Raw genomic sequence first — 14,582 nt, 5'->3', positions numbered from 1 at the left:
GTTTCAACCCACCATCGTCAGTCCGCCGCTGACGCTCAGAACCTGTCCGGTGACAAAATCCGCATCCGGCGACGCGAAATAAAGCACCGCACCGGCGATATCTTCGGGCTTCGCCAGCCGCCGCAGCGGAGTGGCCTTGATCATGGCATCGATCACTTTCGCACCCATCTCACCGCCGGTGACACGTTTGAGAAAGGGAGTATCGGTCGGCCCCGGACAAACCACGTTCACGGTGACCTGGTGGCGGGCCAGTTCACGTGCCAGCGTCTTTGACAAAGCGATGATCGCCGCCTTGCAGCCGGCGTAGACCGATTCGCCACTCGACCCTACCCGACCGGCATCCGACGATATGCTGATGATTTTCCCCTTCTTGTTCCGGATCATGCCTTCCACCACCGCGCGACACAGGTGGAGAGGTCCTTTGTAGTTGATGTCGATGACTTTGTTCCAGTAATCCTCCGTCATCTCAGCGAAGGGAAGAATCATGTCCCACCCGGCGTTGTTCACAAGAACGTCGATCGACCCCCGCGCCTCCTCGATCTTCGTCACGCACGATTGGACCGCGGCGTATTGAGTGATGTCCGCCCTGAAGGCGCCGCCCGCACCTCCACGCGATTCGATTTCCTTCACGGCCTCGAGAGCGCCTTCTTCATTCAGGTCGACGACACCGACCCAGGCTCCTTCCTGAGCAAGACGCCCCGCGATGGCGCGGCCGATTCCGCTCGCCCCGCCGGTCACGATCGCTGTCTTCCCTTGCAACACACCCATAGAACCCTCCTTCTTATCCAGCGGAAACGCCGCAGGGGATCCCTCCCGAAACCCGGCGACGGATCGGCACGCCTCCGTGTTTCCAACACATCGGATCCGACCCGGTGATGTCGCCCGAGTAAAAGTACGCATTGGCCCGGCAGCCCCAGCACACGTCGCTGTCCGCGCACTTCGCGCACGGTCCGTGGATGTCAAAGTCGTAGCACAGTTTGGTCGCATTTTTCGACACAATTTCCTTCAACGGCTCCCGGTTCACATTCCCAACTTCAAAATCATACAACACCGCGCAGGGCAGCACTCGCCCGTCGTATGTAATGTGGAACTTCGAACGACAGTAGAATTTGCCGCATTCCGTCGGACCGATTCTCAGCCAATGATCGCCCATCTTCTTCGCCCGATACTCATAGGCCCGTCGGATTTCATCCCTGTTCGGCGTAAAAGCATCGTCGGTCCCCTGCCCGATTGGATGGTAAACGAACATCGGCACGTATCCGGCGCCCCACTCGTCCACCAGGTAGTCCAGCGTCCGTTCGATCGACCGCGCGATGGGCTTGGTCAGTGTGAGGCAGGGCATGATCCGACTCGGATGAAACCCCGCTTCCTTCAGATTCTCCAGCGCCTGGTATTTGATCTTCAACACCCTGCCCTGCGTGTGCGTCTTCGCGAACTCTTCAGGGTCGATGGTATCGAAATTAATCCCTACGAGGTGGAGGTTGGGAAGCGAGGCGAGGATTGTCGCGACCCGCTTGGAGACGATGCCCGCGACGAAGACACTGTTGTTGAGGCCTTTCTCCCCCGCGTACGTCACGACCTTCTCCCAGTCCGCGTGGAGGATCGGATCGCCCCCGCACCACTGCACCTGCGAAATCCCCAGTTCCACCAGCTCATCCACCAAACGGAGCGCCAGCTCGGTGGGCATGTCCTGCCCCTTGAAGAACGGGCTGCTCGTGTAGCAATACGTGCAGGCGCCCGCGCACTTCGATGTCAGTTCGAAATCCACGATCCTCGGCCGAAGATTCTCCGCGGCGTGCCGCTTTCTCGGACTGAGGTAGCGTTCGAAGTAGTACTTGCTCGAAGGGATGGGTTTGGAGATGAGCGAGTGACTCACGGGGCTTCCTCAAGGTCCTTCATTTCCAATGCTTCGCCCGTAATCACGATCTCACCCTTCTGGTTGGTCAGGGTGTGCTTCACCCGAAGCTGACGCTTTTCGGGGATCAGCTCCGTGATTTCGGCCACCGCCGATATCGTGTCGCCCGGACGAACGGGCTTTCGGAACTCCAGGGTTTGCTTCAGCGATATCCCACCCCCGATGCCCAACAGCCATCCGTTCAAAGTGGACACGAAGCTTCCCACCAGCATTCCATGGGCGATCCGCCCGCCGAAACGGGTATGCCTGGCGTACTCCTCGTCGATGTGGACCGGGTAGTTGTCCCCGGTGAGACCCGCGAACAGAATGATGTCCGTTTCCGTAATGGTGCGCGTCAATGCGACACGATCTCCGACTTTCAGATCCTCGTACCGTTTTCGGGTCAGCATGGATTCAAATCACCGAATCGATCCGCCGCACGATTTCCTCCACCAGCGTTCCCGCGGGAAAAACATCGTCCGCCCCGGCAGACTTGATCTTCGGGATGTCTGTGTTGGGAAACACGCCGCCTACGAACAGTTTGACCACGGGGCCTTTCTTTCCCACCAATCCCCGCTTCTTCATCAGACGGATGACGTCCCGGGTGTACGTGACGTGCTCGCCGGACAGGAATGAAAGGCCGATCGCATCGGCACTCTCCTGGATGGCGGCCTCGACCACGGTATCCGCGGTGAGGAGCTTTCCGAGATACACCACTTCGAAGCCTGCTTCACGAAGGAGCGTGCTCACCACCTTCACGCCCCGGTCATGGCCATCCATGCCCACCTTGGCCATCAGGATTCTACGTCGCCTCATTCGAACGGATTCATCAAGACACCCATGGGATCGTACGGTTCCCCAAATCCCTCGCGAACGACGCCGAGGACCTCGCCCAGCGTGGCCCCGTATCGAACGGCGTCACGCATCGCGGGAATCAGATTCACATCGGAGATCTCGCCATGGCCGGGCGAGGCGATGGGGGCAAGAGGTGTCGACCGCCCTTTCAACGACTCCCGCACTTTCATCGAGAATTCCCGGGCGCGCCTGGCCCTCTCACCGAGTTTCCGGAGGGCCGTATTCACGGACCCACCATCCCGGCCCTCCCGGAGGAAGACCAGCCTCCGGATCTGCTCCTTCTTTGATGACGCCGGCGCCTCTTCTCCGACAACCTGCGTATCCTCCGTGGGAGAAATCGTGAACGCATTAACCCCCACGATTGTCCGCTCCCCCGATTCAACTTCTTTCTGGTGCTGGAGCGCCGCCTTGTCCATCTCCCGATCGATCCAACCCGAATCGATCGCCTCGACCATTCCTCCTTGTTCGACGATCGTATTCAGAACCTGGCGCGCCTCCTCCTCCAGCCGATCGGTAAGCGATTCTACGTAATAAGATCCTCCCAAGGGGTCGGCCGTATTGGCCACGCCCGTTTCGTAGGCCAGAACTTGCTGCGTTCGAAGCGCCAGGCGATGTGACTCCCGGGTGGGCAAGGCAAACGGTTCATCGTACGCGCAGCAGTGGAGCGAGCCGGCGCCGGCCAGAGTGGCGGCGAGCGCCTGATAGGCGATACGGACGACGTTGACCATCGGCTGTTGCGGATACAACGCGCAACCCGCGGTGTGAACGGCAAAGTGGAATTTCATGGAATCGGGATTCTTCGCTCCGTATTTCTCCATCATCATCCGGGCCCACATTCTTCGGATGGCGCGCAGCTTGGCCACTTCCTCGAGGATGTCGATATGGGCGGACATGTAGAAAGCGAACCGCGGCGCGAAGGAATCGATCGGAAGTCCTCGCGCCAAGGCGGCCTGGATGTACGCCTCGGCCTGCGCGAGGGCGAAGGCCATTTCCTGCGGCGCATTGATCCCGCTCTCCCGGAAATCGTATCCGTTCACGTTGATCGGATGCCAGCCGGGAACCTTCCGCGTCGTGTATTCCATAATGTCGACCGCCGTATGCAGAGCGAGGCCGATCGGCGCAAAGGCCGCGGGGTAGCCGCAGTATCGGTGATGCAACGGATCGTTTTGAACGGTTCCCCGGAGCTTCGAAGTGTCCACCCCCCGTTTCGCCGCCAACTCCAGGAACATGGAGAGAATGACCGGCGCGGCGGAAGAAGTGACGACAAGCGAAACGCTCAACTCCTCGATAGGGATTCCGGCGAAGAGGTCCACCATATCTTGAAACGAAGAGACGGAGGTTCCCTGCACGCCGATTTCATGGGGAACGCGCGGATGATCCGCATCCAACCCCGTCATGGTTGGAATGTCGAAGATGACATTGACACCGGTCTGACCCTCTCGCTGAAGATACTTGATGAGTTCATTCGTATCCTTGGGCCCGCCGATCCCACAGACCTCCCGGCGCGTCCAGAACCGGCCGCGGTACATGTTCGGATGAATGCCGCGAGTGAAGGGATATTCCCCCGGCGGTTCGCGGTCGGACGGTGCGTCCTTCCGCGAGTAGGATTCCTGAACCTCCAGCCCGGACCAAGTGGTCGTTCGCTTGGGACGCTCACGGTAGCCATCCGACCGTGATCCCGGCCGCTCCGGACTCCTGTCCTCCCGCGGCACTTCCTCCTTCCTGGAGGTCGTGATCCCGTGATCCCGTGATCCGGCCTTCTTCTTTCGGTTCACTGGATCACCGCTCACTGGCTCACACCCCCCGTGGCTCCCGCCAGGAGGGACCGGGCGATGACCAGACGCTGGATCTGGTTCGTTCCCTCAAAAATCTGGGTCACCTTGGCGTCCCGCATGTAACGCTCGACGGGATACTCCTTGGAATAGCCGTACCCTCCGAGGATCTGCACCGCATCCGTGGTCACCCGCATGGCCGTGTCGGAGGCGAAAAGTTTCGCCATCGAAGCCCCGGATCGGGATCCATCCGATCCTCGGTCGGTCTGCATGGCCGCATGGTAAACGAGCAACCTGGAGGCGGCAATCGACGTGGCCATGTCCGCCAGCAGGAACTGAATCGCCTGGAAATCCGCGATCGGCCGGCCGAACTGCTTCCTCTCCAGAGCGTAGGCGGCGGCATAGTCCAAGGCCGCCTGGGCAATACCCACCGATAGGGCGCCGATGCCCGGGCGCGATCGGTCGAAGAACCGGAAGGCCAGCGCGAATCCATCCCCTTCATTGCCGAGACGATGGTCTTCGGGAACGACACAGTCCTGGAACTCCAGGGAGCAGGTGACCGATCCGCGGATGCCCATCTTGTCCTCCGCGGGACCCGCGTGGAGACCCCTGGTCCCGCCCTCGACAACGAAGGCGGTGAATCCCTTCTTGCCGGCGGCCTTGTCCGTTGAAGCGAAGACGACGAAAATCCCGGCTTCTGTTCCGTTGGTGATGAACATCTTCCGGCCATTCAGGAGATATTCTCCAGAACGCCTTTCCGCTGTGGCTGCCATGGCTCCGATATCGCTTCCCGCCTGTGGCTCGGTGAAAGCAATGGCGCCGATTTTCTCGCCGGTGGCCAGGGCCGGAAGCCAACGCTGTCTTTGTTCCTCCGAGCCGGCCATCATGATCGGATATGCGCAGTGAGTTTGGGTGGCGTAGGCCGTCGCGGTTGAGGCGCACGCTTTCGCGATCTCTTCAATCGCCAGGCAGAAACTCAGCGCGCCCTCTCCGCTCCCACCGTTCTCCTTCGGCATGGCCAACCCGAGAAGGCCGAGTCGAGCCAGCAGATCCATGTTCTCCCTGGGGAATGATCCGGTGGCATCCGTCTTCGCGGCACGCGGGGCAATCTCCTTTTGCGCAATCTGGCGCACATGGCCGCGGATCTCTCTCTGCTCCCCGGTCAGCCACTGGTCCGCGTCCCCTACCACGAGGCCGTTTCCCCGCCATCGATTGTGAATACCGAGCCGGTTACGAATGAAGAAGCCTCCGAGGCAAGGTAGACAACGAGCGGGCCCAACTCCTCCGGCCGGCCAATTCTTCGCATCGGTATCCGCCCGAGAATGGCGTCTTTCACCCGAGGCACCTTCATGGCCTCGTCGGTCATGCCCGAATCAAAGTATCCCGGCGAGATGGCGTTCACGCGCACTCCGAAGCGGGCCCACTCCACCGCAAGGGCATAGGTGAGACTCACCACCCCGCCCTTTGAGGCGGAATAGGCGGCCATCCGGTTCACCCCCATCTCCGACCAGATCGATGTGATGTTGATCACGCTGCCCGACCCGGCTTGGACCATGTGTTTTCCCGCACCGCGGCACAGCCGGTAGCATGCGCCCAGATTGGTTTCGATGACCTGTTGCCACTCCCGCTCTTCGATCTCCAGGAAGGGTTTCTCGAGTAGAACTCCCGCATTGTTCACCAGAATGTCAATCTTGCCGAATTGCTTGTGGGTCTGGTCGACGATGGAGACACAGTCGGCGGAAGAGGACACATCGGCGGGGATGGCGAGAAATTCACCGCCGGCTCGTTTGACCGCCTCACCGGTTTCGTCCAGGCCCTTCCCGCTTCGCGCCGCCGCGGCCACCTTCGCACCCGCCTCGGCCAGCGCGATGCAAATCGCGCGTCCGAGTCCCCGGCTGGCTCCAGTGACAATCGCAACCTTGCCCTCCAAGGAAGTGTTCATGCCGGCGGCTCGCTTTCGCTTCGAACAGCAGCGATGGCCTCCGGCGTCAATCCGGCGGAGCGGAGAACTTCTTCCGTGTGCTCCCCCAAGACGGGTGGCGGGCTCGCGGCGGTTTCCGTCAGTCCCCCCAGTTTCCAGGGCGCACCTGCAAGCCGAATCCTTCCCAGGCTGGCGTGTTCCAGTTCCGTGATCATCTTCCGTGCGATGACCTGTTCATCTCCTACCACATCTTCGCAGGTGTTCACCGGACCGCAAGGCACGCCGGCCTCGGAGAAGATACGAATCCAATCGCGTCGCGTCTTGGTCTGAACTTCACGCTCAAGGGCATCGAATATCACATCCTGGTTTTGCTTTCGGTCCGCGTTCGTTCCGAGACGCGGGTCATTCATCCAACTTTTCATTCCGAGAACCTTGCACAATCGGGCCCAGATCTGATCGTTCCCCACGGCCAGCGTCAAGTATCCATCCTTTGCCTTGAAGGATCGATAAATGGCAATGGGTGATTCCGCGCCACCCCTGCATCGCTGTGGTTCATCCCCCACCAGGAATGCCGCCAGGCGCGGCGCCATGAAAGCGATCTGTCCGTCGAGCAACGAGATGTCGATGAACTCACCGCGGCCCGTCCTTTGTCTTCGGTGGAGGCAACTGACGATCGCGAATGCCGCAAACATTCCGGCAACGATATCCGAAACCGCCGTTCCCACCTTGAGAGGCCGCCGCCCCTCTTCCGTGCTCACACTCATGATTCCGCCGTATCCCTCCCCAAGGAGATCGTAGGCTGGAGAATCTCGGAGCGGCCCGTCCATGCCGAATCCGGTGATGGCACAGTAAATCAACGCGGCGTGGTTCTTCGACAGTTCCTCATACCCGAGTTCGCTTCGTTCCAGGGCGCCCGGTCGCATGTTCTCCACGAATACGTCGGCCGATTCCACGAGCGCATTTAGCGCGCTCCGACCGGCGGGCGACTTCACGTTGAGGAGAACGCTCTTCTTATTGCGATTGGCGGATAGAAACCACGGACTCTCACCGCCCCTGAATGGCGGGCCCCACGTGCGACACTCGTCTCCTCCGGGCGGACGCTCTACTTTGATGATCTCCGCCCCCATATCCCCAAGCATCATGGTGCAGTAGGGCCCCGCGTAGGAGCCCGTGAGATCCACGACTCGAACGCCGGCGAGTGGCAGTGATGGATCTGAGACGGACATGCCCCTACGGTACTTCGTCCTCCTCAGCCTCGTCCCCGGAGTCCACGCTGCCCCGCCGCCCCGCGGCCACCAGTTCCATGAACCGACCTGTCGCCTGATCCATGCTTGCTTCCGCCGGCGACGCACCACGCGGCCCGGAGACCACCCCCACGAATAGCGTAAACGGGTACAACAGCAGAAAACACCCTACGAACAATGTGAGCTTCACGAAAAGCATCAGTCGTTTTGGTGTAGCCATGTATCCCGCCATACGCGGACTGAGCGCAATCGAAAAGAAGTCGTCCCAGCACTGCTTTTGCATGCCGATGACATAGTTCCAGTTCACGGGAGCTTTGACCGCTCCGGTGAGAACCAACTCCCGCCCATCGTCTTCGACGTTTTCCGTGCCGATCTCGATGACCATGCTTCGTCGCCCCAGACCTTTGGACCAGAATTCCATTCGTAGCTCTCAGCTTTCAGCGGTCAGCTTTCGGCCTGGGCTTTCGCCCGCCGGAGGCGAATCGCCGGCGTCCATCGATGCCGAGGACGGCTGACGGCTGATCGCTGACGGCTTCCTCAACCAGCTCATCACGTAGTACCCCACGAACTTCGCGCTGTCCATCACCACCTTGATCCACAACCTCATGCCTCCGTGGCGGGCTAGAAAGGCGCGGACGTCGTTTCGGTTGACGAACCGCACGAATCGGATCATGTCGTCCTCCGACAACGCCATCTTGTACCACCACCGCACCTTGCGAACGGGAATGATCCCCTTCAGGACGACACCGCCATCGCCGAGCGCCACTTCGGCTTCACAAAGATTCAGCGGTAGGATGTACTTCGATCCCAAGCCCTTGGACCAGAGCCTCATGGCGAACTCTTTCGGTCTCCCCCCCCACCCTTTCCCTCCCCCGCCGGGGGGGAGGGAGTGTTGAGGGGCGGCAGATAGCCTTTTTGCCGGGCTTCGGCCACCGAAGAGTCGTCGCTCTCAATCGTTCCCAGCGATAGATCGGCGGCGACGACGCGCGCCGCGTTGTACCCCGGTCCGAGAATTACCATTCCTCCGGGATGCGCGCTCGCCCCGGCCACGTAGAGTCCGGGAATCGGGGTTCGATAACCCGAGCAGTCCGGCGAGGGCCGGTTGTACCCCATCTGAAGCGTCACGTAGGCGCCGTGTTTGATCGCCCCTCGCTTCATCGTGGGAATCTCACGCTCGATATCCAGGGGCGACCAAGGGATGCGGACACGGACATTGTTCATCCGGATGTTGGGCGCATACCGAGCCCACGTTTCCATACACTTATCCGCGAAGGGTTCCTTCTTTCCTTCCCAATCTTCACGGTAGGGCGCCCAGCACTCCCAGCGAAGGACGTGATGCTCGCCGAACGGCACATGGTTGGGCGCCAAAAGGGGATCGAAGAGGGACAGGCAGCTTCCGTGTCCGGCGATCGTTTCCGGAAGCTTACCCTCCCGCAGTTCGGCCGCATGTTGGAGGACGTCCTCCGCGGAATCGAATCCCATCACGACGACGAGGGCGCGGTTCGCCTCCTCTGCGTAGCCTTCGTAAAGTGGGGCCTGCCCCACCACGCCGGAGCTGCACACAAAGAGGCTCCACTCATCCCATTGCCATTCCTCCGCCATCTCCTTCAACTCGCCATCCTTCATGGCTGGAAGGAGTTCACTGAATGTCTGGAGTGGATTCAGAGTACTCACGACCGCCCGCGCGCGGAGTTCTCCATCCCGCAGCCGGATTCCGACGACACGTCCGTTTTCAAGAACGAACGATTGGACCTGGCTGTTCGTGATCACCCGTCCGCCCGACTCCTCCACCGTGCGACGCAATCCCGAAGCCAATTGGTGCGACCCGCCGCGGACGAGGGCATTCTGCGTCAGCCGGTGAACATAGATCGGCGCCATGAATCCCATCCCGCTCTCCTCCGGATCGAGGCCGAACATCGAAGCCAGGTAAAGGACACCGGCCTTCACTCGCCGATCGGAAAACTTATATCGATTGATCACTTCGAGGGGAGAACATTCTGAGATATCGGCGATGACTTTCCCGAGCTGGTCGGCGTTCTGGAGCAATTCCACCTGCTCCAGCGGTTCAACCGGCGGGGCGTACGTCGCGGGAATCAGAAAGGCGTCGCACATCCTCTGAAACTCATCATGGAGCCTTCCGTAGGCTTCGGCATCCTTGGCGGACAGGCGCGCGATCGATTCCTGAGATTTCTTGACGTCGGTGTAGAGTGTGAACGAGGATTTGTCCTTGAACAGGAAGGCCGCCTGGGCTTCAGGCCGCACGAAGGCCACACCGCGGTCGGCGAGATTCAAATCCGCATAGGGGATCATCCGCTCGGCGAGCATCATGTACGTCGCGTGATGGTTGAGTTTGAATCCCGAGATTTCCTGCGTTAGAAGGCCGCCTCCGGATTCCACGTTTTTTTCAACGACCGCCACCTTGCCTCCGGCTCGGGCCAGATAGGCCGCGCAGGCCAACCCGTTGGGTCCGGCGCCGATGACCAGGACATCGAGATCAGGTATTGCGCTTGTCGCCATCATCGGTTCCTCAGAAGCTTCCCGTGAGGAATCCGCGCCCCTGGAAATAATCCAACGGTCGATGATTCCACCAGGGCTGCTTCCGGACACCGAGATCCTCGGCCACGGCGCATGCCGCCACATATCCATTGCCGAGGTGTGTGAGCGAGGCGGGCCAGACTCCCTGGCTGAAGTAGAGACCGCCGATCTTGGACCTCGAAGGCATCCGTCCGAAGTACCACTGACCTCCGCTCACGTCTCCGCCGAGTTCGTGGCCGTAGATGGCCGAGGGATTCCGGCGCCAGTTGTCGATCGGTGTGTAGTAGGTGTGCGCGAGGAGTTGGTCCTTGAATCCGGTAATCAGTGAACCCAGATCTTCGAGATGCGATTGGTGAAGCCGATCCGTCAGTTCGCGGTTGTCCCACGCCTTGATTCCGCCGTATCGGCGGAGATTCATGGGGTATTCGACCTCGTAGACGACGACGGTCCGCCCTTCCGGCGAGACCCGGCTGGGATCGACCGACGAGAGGTTGTACATCTCGCCCACATCGCCCGCCACGGAAAACAGTTCCTCGTTCTTCGCATATTGGAAGGATCGCTTCGCGTGGTCCCACGAGTCCCACGCTCGCAACGGGAAGGCGCAGAGATTCACATCCGGGTCCCACGTTTCCGAATCCCATCGAGGCGGTTTCTTGAGGAGGACGTAGGAGGTGAACGCGCAGTGGCCGGTCATGTCCCAATCCTCCATCTTGCCCCACAGTTCGGGATCCTTCGTCGCGATCGCATCTTTCCCCAGCATGTTTTTCGCCAAGGGCGGGCTGACGTGCATCACCACGGCCTGGCGGGCCTTGAACTCGCGCGTGGGATACGGCGCCGCATCGTTCAGAACGATTCGGCGGGGCGCCCCGTTTTCGAACTCCACGTGCTCCACGGGCGCGTTGTAGAAGAGCGATCCGCCGTGGTGGCGGAAGCATCGGACAAGCGAGTGGACCAGATTGTGCATGCCTCCCCGGGGGACGCCGAAGGCAAGCGTGAAGCCCAGGAGCGACATCAGCATGCCCTCGCCTTTTTCGGCGGGATCACCGAAGACGCCGATGGCGGAGCCGCCCATGCAACTCATCCGCACGTAGTCGTTTTCATAAATCAGGTCGAACAGTTCGAAGCTGTTCATCGTCTTCGCGTCCCGCGCGCTGAATCCCGCGTGCTTTCCCAGCTCCCACATGTATTCGAGATTTTCCTCCGAGGGGGCGCTGAACACGGCGCGTTCGAGAATCTCGGGGGCCTGCGGGATGAGAGAACCGGCCACGCGGAAGAACGTGTCCGCGTCCTTCTTTGAAAACCGGGCGAAGGCGTCGTAGGTTCGAACCGGATCGGTGCTGTAGAGCAGATTCTTCCCATCTTTCCATACCGTGCCCGCCGGCACTTTTGGGATGATGAGATCGAGACCGAACTTCTCGAGTTCCAGATCGCCCCAGGCGGGGCTCATCACGATGAAGCAGACGCCGGCGTGCGTGTCGACCGGCACGCCTGCGCCGAAAATATCCTCGGTGAGCGCGAAGGGTCCACATTCGTTCCGTTTTTCGAAGACGGCCACTTGGAGACCGGCTTTCTGGAGGTAGCATCCACAGGCGAGGCCGTTGATGCCGCCGCCGACCACGATAACGTCGAACTCGGTTTTCATTGAATTTCCCCTTTGCCTTTGGCCTGCGCTACCGATGCGATCGGATCGGCTAGAATGGGTTTCAGCAGCGCCTGCATCAGCTCGGCGTTCGCTTCGGGCAACCGCCCCAGCTGCCGCGCCACAATCATGTAGTGGTAGCCGCTCACGAAAATCCAGCGCACGAGTTCAAGATTCACGTCTTTTCGGAAGACTCCCGCGTCGATTCCACGTTGGATGCCTCCGAGAAGGATACTCTCCGCCCGCGCGATGTTGTCCTCGAGGACCCCGCGGAACCGTTCATCGCCGGAATCGGCAAGCGCCGAAAGCACGAGCCGTCCATACCCTGGAAAGCGGTTCAGGTGGTCGTAGAAATAGATGTATGCTTTCGCGAACGCGGCGAGCGGGTCTTCCACATGGTCAGACAGGATCCGCTCAAGTTGGTCGTTGAGCTCCTGACTCGCCTGCCGGAGTGTCTCGACAAAAAGATCCTCCTTGTTCTTGAAATGCTGGAAGAGGAGGGCCTCGGAGATTCCCGCTTCAATCGCGACGGTCTTGGTCGTGGTCCGGTGGAAGTTGGTTTTTCCGAATGCCCGTACCGCACGGTGGAGGATGTCGATTCTGCGATGGTCTCTTGAGAGGCGATGCTCGATGCCCATTTATAAGTGAGTACACACTCAGCAATGACCACGCCAAGACACGTATGGATTTCATAGCAGTGACGCGACAGATGGAGGGGTTGCCGAGGGATCTCTTATTCATGAGAGGACGTATCGCCACTCCTCTCCGGCCATGGGAAATAGCTGAAATGGGTGAATCTGATTGAGAGGGAACAGCCACACGTGCTTTGGTACAGCCCTTGCTAACTAACTGTTCAGACAGTCTCCATATGCAACAGGAAGTGCGTTCAATAGCGATCAGCGATCAGCGTTCAGCTTTCAGCCGGGCAAGATGAAAGAGCAGGATTCGGAGAGGACTACGACTTCGGCGAGACGGGGCGGGCGATCCGGAACCGTCCGGATTTGGAAACGCGGTCGCGTGGTCCTCGTCTACCCCGCCTCGAGTCGTTACTCCGGTTTCATGTCCACCAACCGCTTCCCGCTCATGTACACGGCCCACGCAGGCCTCCCCATCCTGGCGGAAATCCTCGAAAGAGATGGGCACCAAGTGGACGTTCGCGATGAAATGATCACGCCCTTCTCCCCCTCTTGGTTTGACGGCGCGGGGGTTTCATCGCCATTCCATTCGCCGTCCTCAAAGCGAAGCGGAGAGGGCGGCGTCGCATTGGTGGGTGTCTCCATCGAAACACTGTGGGCCGTTCGCGGCTACGAAATTGCCGCCGAAGCACGGAAGAGAGGCATACCCGTCATCTTCGGCGGGCCCCACGCCACGCTCAATCCCGACGACGCGTTGAAGCACGGCGACTATGTCGTGCGCAATGAAGGCGAAGAGACGCTGCCGGACCTTCTCGACGCGCTGGAACGGGGCCGTCCGCTGGAAAGCGTCAAAGGGCTGTCCTTCAAATCGAATGCCGGCGCCCACATCCACAACCCCGCCCGCCCTTTCCTGACCTCCGAACAACTCGACACGATTCCCTGGCCGAGACTCGGCAAGATCCACGGCTGGAACTCCCGGACCAACTGGGTCAGCCGATTCATCCACTTCACGATGGTCTCGCGCGGCTGCCCGTTCCACTGCAATTTCTGCTCGATTACACCGGAATTCGGCAAAGCCTACCGAAGCCGCTCAGTAGAAAGCGTTATCGACGAACTGACCGAACGATTCGACCCCGAACAACAGTTCCTCTTCTTCATGGACGATTCGATCTCAGGCGATAAGGAGTACCTCAAGGGTCTGCTGGACCGGATGCTCACGAAGAACCTCGTCCCCCGTCTCGGATGGCATTCCCAGATGCGATCGGACACGGCGAAAGACAAGACGCTCATGAAGCTCCTCCAAAGGACCAACTGTTTCTTCGCCACGTTCGGATTTGAGTCGATCGACGACCGAACCCTCCGCTACATGCGGAAAGGTCAGAACTCCAAGCTCATCCGCGAGTGCATCAAGACCATGCAGGACCACGGGATCATCGTGAATGGCTTCTTCATGTTCGGGTCAGATCACGACACGCTTGAATCCATCGACAAAACGCTGGAGTTCGCCAAGGAGAACTGTGTCCTCGCGGGCTTCATGCCGATGACGCCCTTCCCCGGCACGCCTTTCTACGACGATCTGGAACGACAGGGGCGCATCTTCACCAAACACTGGGAGTTCTACGACGTGCAGCACGTCGTCTATCAGCCGAAAAACATGACCCCGTATGAGTTGTACATGGGATGCCTCAACGCGTACCGGCGGTTCTACTCGGACCGCCGCAGCATGGTGACGGTGAAAATCCGCCGCGCCGCGCCCCGATTGTGGAAATCCCTCGGCCTCTCCAATCCTCTTAATCTGTTGCAACCCCGAACGTACGCCTTCAACTTCATCACACTTTGGCCCCTCTTCAAGCTCGTCGATTACGGGAAGGAAATCGCCGCCAACTTGGATTACATCCATTACATCCGGAATCTCGACCCGGACCGGCCCAAGGAGTTCGTTCCCCACACCGCCCCGCTGCAAAACGTCCTCAACTGGAAGCACGCCAAGTCCCTCGCGAGCAACATCTTCGGGTCCCGGGCCCTGCCCTCGTAGCACTCCCGGTCGCCTCCACAATGGCCGGATCCCCTTCGCGACCGCACCGTGC

The 14,582-nt window shown here is 60.1% G+C and carries 14 protein-coding genes; 1 reads left to right on the top strand and 13 read right to left on the bottom strand.

The window, feature by feature from the left end:
* Positions 1-3 precede the first annotated feature (3 nt).
* Genes HYT87_15290 through HYT87_15230 form a run of 13 tightly spaced genes read right to left on the bottom strand, consistent with a single transcriptional unit; the run spans position 4 to position 12,498 of the window.
* Entirely contained in the window at positions 4-768 is a 765-nt protein-coding gene (locus HYT87_15290; protein ID MBI2061103.1) for a glucose 1-dehydrogenase, read from the bottom strand.
* Positions 769-781: 13 nt separating this feature from the next.
* Positions 782-1,876, bottom strand: coding sequence for a radical SAM protein (locus HYT87_15285; GenBank protein MBI2061102.1), 1,095 nt, complete (start codon positions 1,874-1,876; stop codon positions 782-784).
* Positions 1,873-2,304, bottom strand: coding sequence for a MaoC family dehydratase (locus HYT87_15280; protein MBI2061101.1), 432 nt, complete (start codon positions 2,302-2,304; stop codon positions 1,873-1,875). The genes HYT87_15285 and HYT87_15280 overlap by 4 nt, the downstream gene beginning before the upstream one ends.
* Before the next feature lie 4 nt (positions 2,305-2,308).
* A complete protein-coding gene (locus HYT87_15275; GenBank protein ID MBI2061100.1) occupies positions 2,309-2,710 on the bottom strand; it encodes a cobalamin B12-binding domain-containing protein in 402 nt (133 codons plus the stop codon).
* Positions 2,707-4,524: a methylmalonyl-CoA mutase gene (locus tag HYT87_15270; GenBank protein ID MBI2061099.1), complete on the bottom strand. Its 1,818-nt coding sequence runs from the start codon at positions 4,522-4,524 to the stop codon at positions 2,707-2,709. Before HYT87_15270 ends, HYT87_15275 begins: the two co-directional genes overlap by 4 nt.
* Before the next feature lie 11 nt (positions 4,525-4,535).
* Positions 4,536-5,687 carry an acyl-CoA dehydrogenase family protein gene (locus tag HYT87_15265; protein ID MBI2061098.1) on the bottom strand — a complete coding sequence of 384 codons (1,152 nt, stop codon included), beginning with the start codon at positions 5,685-5,687 and terminating at the stop codon, positions 4,536-4,538.
* A gap of 17 nt (positions 5,688-5,704) precedes the next feature.
* On the bottom strand, positions 5,705-6,463 hold the full coding sequence (locus HYT87_15260; GenBank protein ID MBI2061097.1) for a 3-oxoacyl-ACP reductase FabG: 759 nt from the start codon (positions 6,461-6,463) through the stop codon (positions 5,705-5,707).
* Positions 6,460-7,668 (bottom strand): CoA transferase, encoded by a 1,209-nt coding sequence (locus HYT87_15255; protein MBI2061096.1) that lies wholly within the window; start codon positions 7,666-7,668, stop codon positions 6,460-6,462. The genes HYT87_15260 and HYT87_15255 overlap by 4 nt, the downstream gene beginning before the upstream one ends.
* 4 nt (positions 7,669-7,672) lie before the next feature.
* Positions 7,673-8,107 (bottom strand): hypothetical protein, encoded by a 435-nt coding sequence (locus tag HYT87_15250; protein MBI2061095.1) that lies wholly within the window; start codon positions 8,105-8,107, stop codon positions 7,673-7,675.
* A gap of 9 nt (positions 8,108-8,116) precedes the next feature.
* Positions 8,117-8,518, bottom strand: coding sequence for a hypothetical protein (locus HYT87_15245; protein MBI2061094.1), 402 nt, complete (start codon positions 8,516-8,518; stop codon positions 8,117-8,119).
* A complete protein-coding gene (locus HYT87_15240) occupies positions 8,515-10,203 on the bottom strand; it encodes an NAD(P)/FAD-dependent oxidoreductase (protein MBI2061093.1) in 1,689 nt (562 codons plus the stop codon). The genes HYT87_15245 and HYT87_15240 overlap by 4 nt, the downstream gene beginning before the upstream one ends.
* A gap of 10 nt (positions 10,204-10,213) precedes the next feature.
* Positions 10,214-11,863 carry an NAD(P)/FAD-dependent oxidoreductase gene (locus tag HYT87_15235; GenBank protein ID MBI2061092.1) on the bottom strand — a complete coding sequence of 550 codons (1,650 nt, stop codon included), beginning with the start codon at positions 11,861-11,863 and terminating at the stop codon, positions 10,214-10,216.
* On the bottom strand, positions 11,860-12,498 hold the full coding sequence (locus tag HYT87_15230; GenBank protein MBI2061091.1) for a TetR/AcrR family transcriptional regulator: 639 nt from the start codon (positions 12,496-12,498) through the stop codon (positions 11,860-11,862). Before HYT87_15230 ends, HYT87_15235 begins: the two co-directional genes overlap by 4 nt.
* 421 nt (positions 12,499-12,919) lie before the next feature.
* On the opposite strand from HYT87_15230, the gene HYT87_15225 reads away from it, so the two are divergent.
* On the top strand, positions 12,920-14,530 hold the full coding sequence (locus HYT87_15225; GenBank protein ID MBI2061090.1) for a radical SAM protein: 1,611 nt from the start codon (positions 12,920-12,922) through the stop codon (positions 14,528-14,530).
* Positions 14,531-14,582 lie beyond the last annotated feature (52 nt).

The organism is Nitrospirota bacterium (assembly GCA_016180645.1).
GTDB lineage: Bacteria > JACPQY01 > JACPQY01 > JACPQY01 > JACPQY01 > JACPAV01.
Note: the sequence above shows the minus strand (reverse complement) of the source record. Positions and strands in the feature narration are given on the sequence as shown.

Bases quoted from the DNA above. Each gene is read 5' to 3' on its own strand.
- HYT87_15290 (MBI2061103.1), bottom strand. From the start codon at position 768: ATGGGTGTGTTGCAAGGGAAGACAGCGATCGTGACCGGCGGGGCGAGC.
- HYT87_15280 (MBI2061101.1), bottom strand. From the start codon at position 2,304: ATGCTGACCCGAAAACGGTACGAGGATCTGAAAGTCGGAGATCGTGTC.
- HYT87_15275 (MBI2061100.1), bottom strand. From the start codon at position 2,710: ATGAGGCGACGTAGAATCCTGATGGCCAAGGTGGGCATGGATGGCCAT.
- HYT87_15260 (MBI2061097.1), bottom strand. From the start codon at position 6,463: ATGAACACTTCCTTGGAGGGCAAGGTTGCGATTGTCACTGGAGCCAGC.
- HYT87_15255 (MBI2061096.1), bottom strand. From the start codon at position 7,668: ATGTCCGTCTCAGATCCATCACTGCCACTCGCCGGCGTTCGAGTCGTG.
- HYT87_15250 (MBI2061095.1), bottom strand. From the start codon at position 8,107: ATGGAATTCTGGTCCAAAGGTCTGGGGCGACGAAGCATGGTCATCGAG.
- HYT87_15245 (MBI2061094.1), bottom strand. From the start codon at position 8,518: ATGAGGCTCTGGTCCAAGGGCTTGGGATCGAAGTACATCCTACCGCTG.
- HYT87_15240 (MBI2061093.1), bottom strand. From the start codon at position 10,203: ATGGCGACAAGCGCAATACCTGATCTCGATGTCCTGGTCATCGGCGCC.
- HYT87_15235 (MBI2061092.1), bottom strand. From the start codon at position 11,863: ATGAAAACCGAGTTCGACGTTATCGTGGTCGGCGGCGGCATCAACGGC.
- HYT87_15230 (MBI2061091.1), bottom strand. From the start codon at position 12,498: ATGGGCATCGAGCATCGCCTCTCAAGAGACCATCGCAGAATCGACATC.
- HYT87_15225 (MBI2061090.1), top strand. From the start codon at position 12,920: ATGTCCACCAACCGCTTCCCGCTCATGTACACGGCCCACGCAGGCCTC.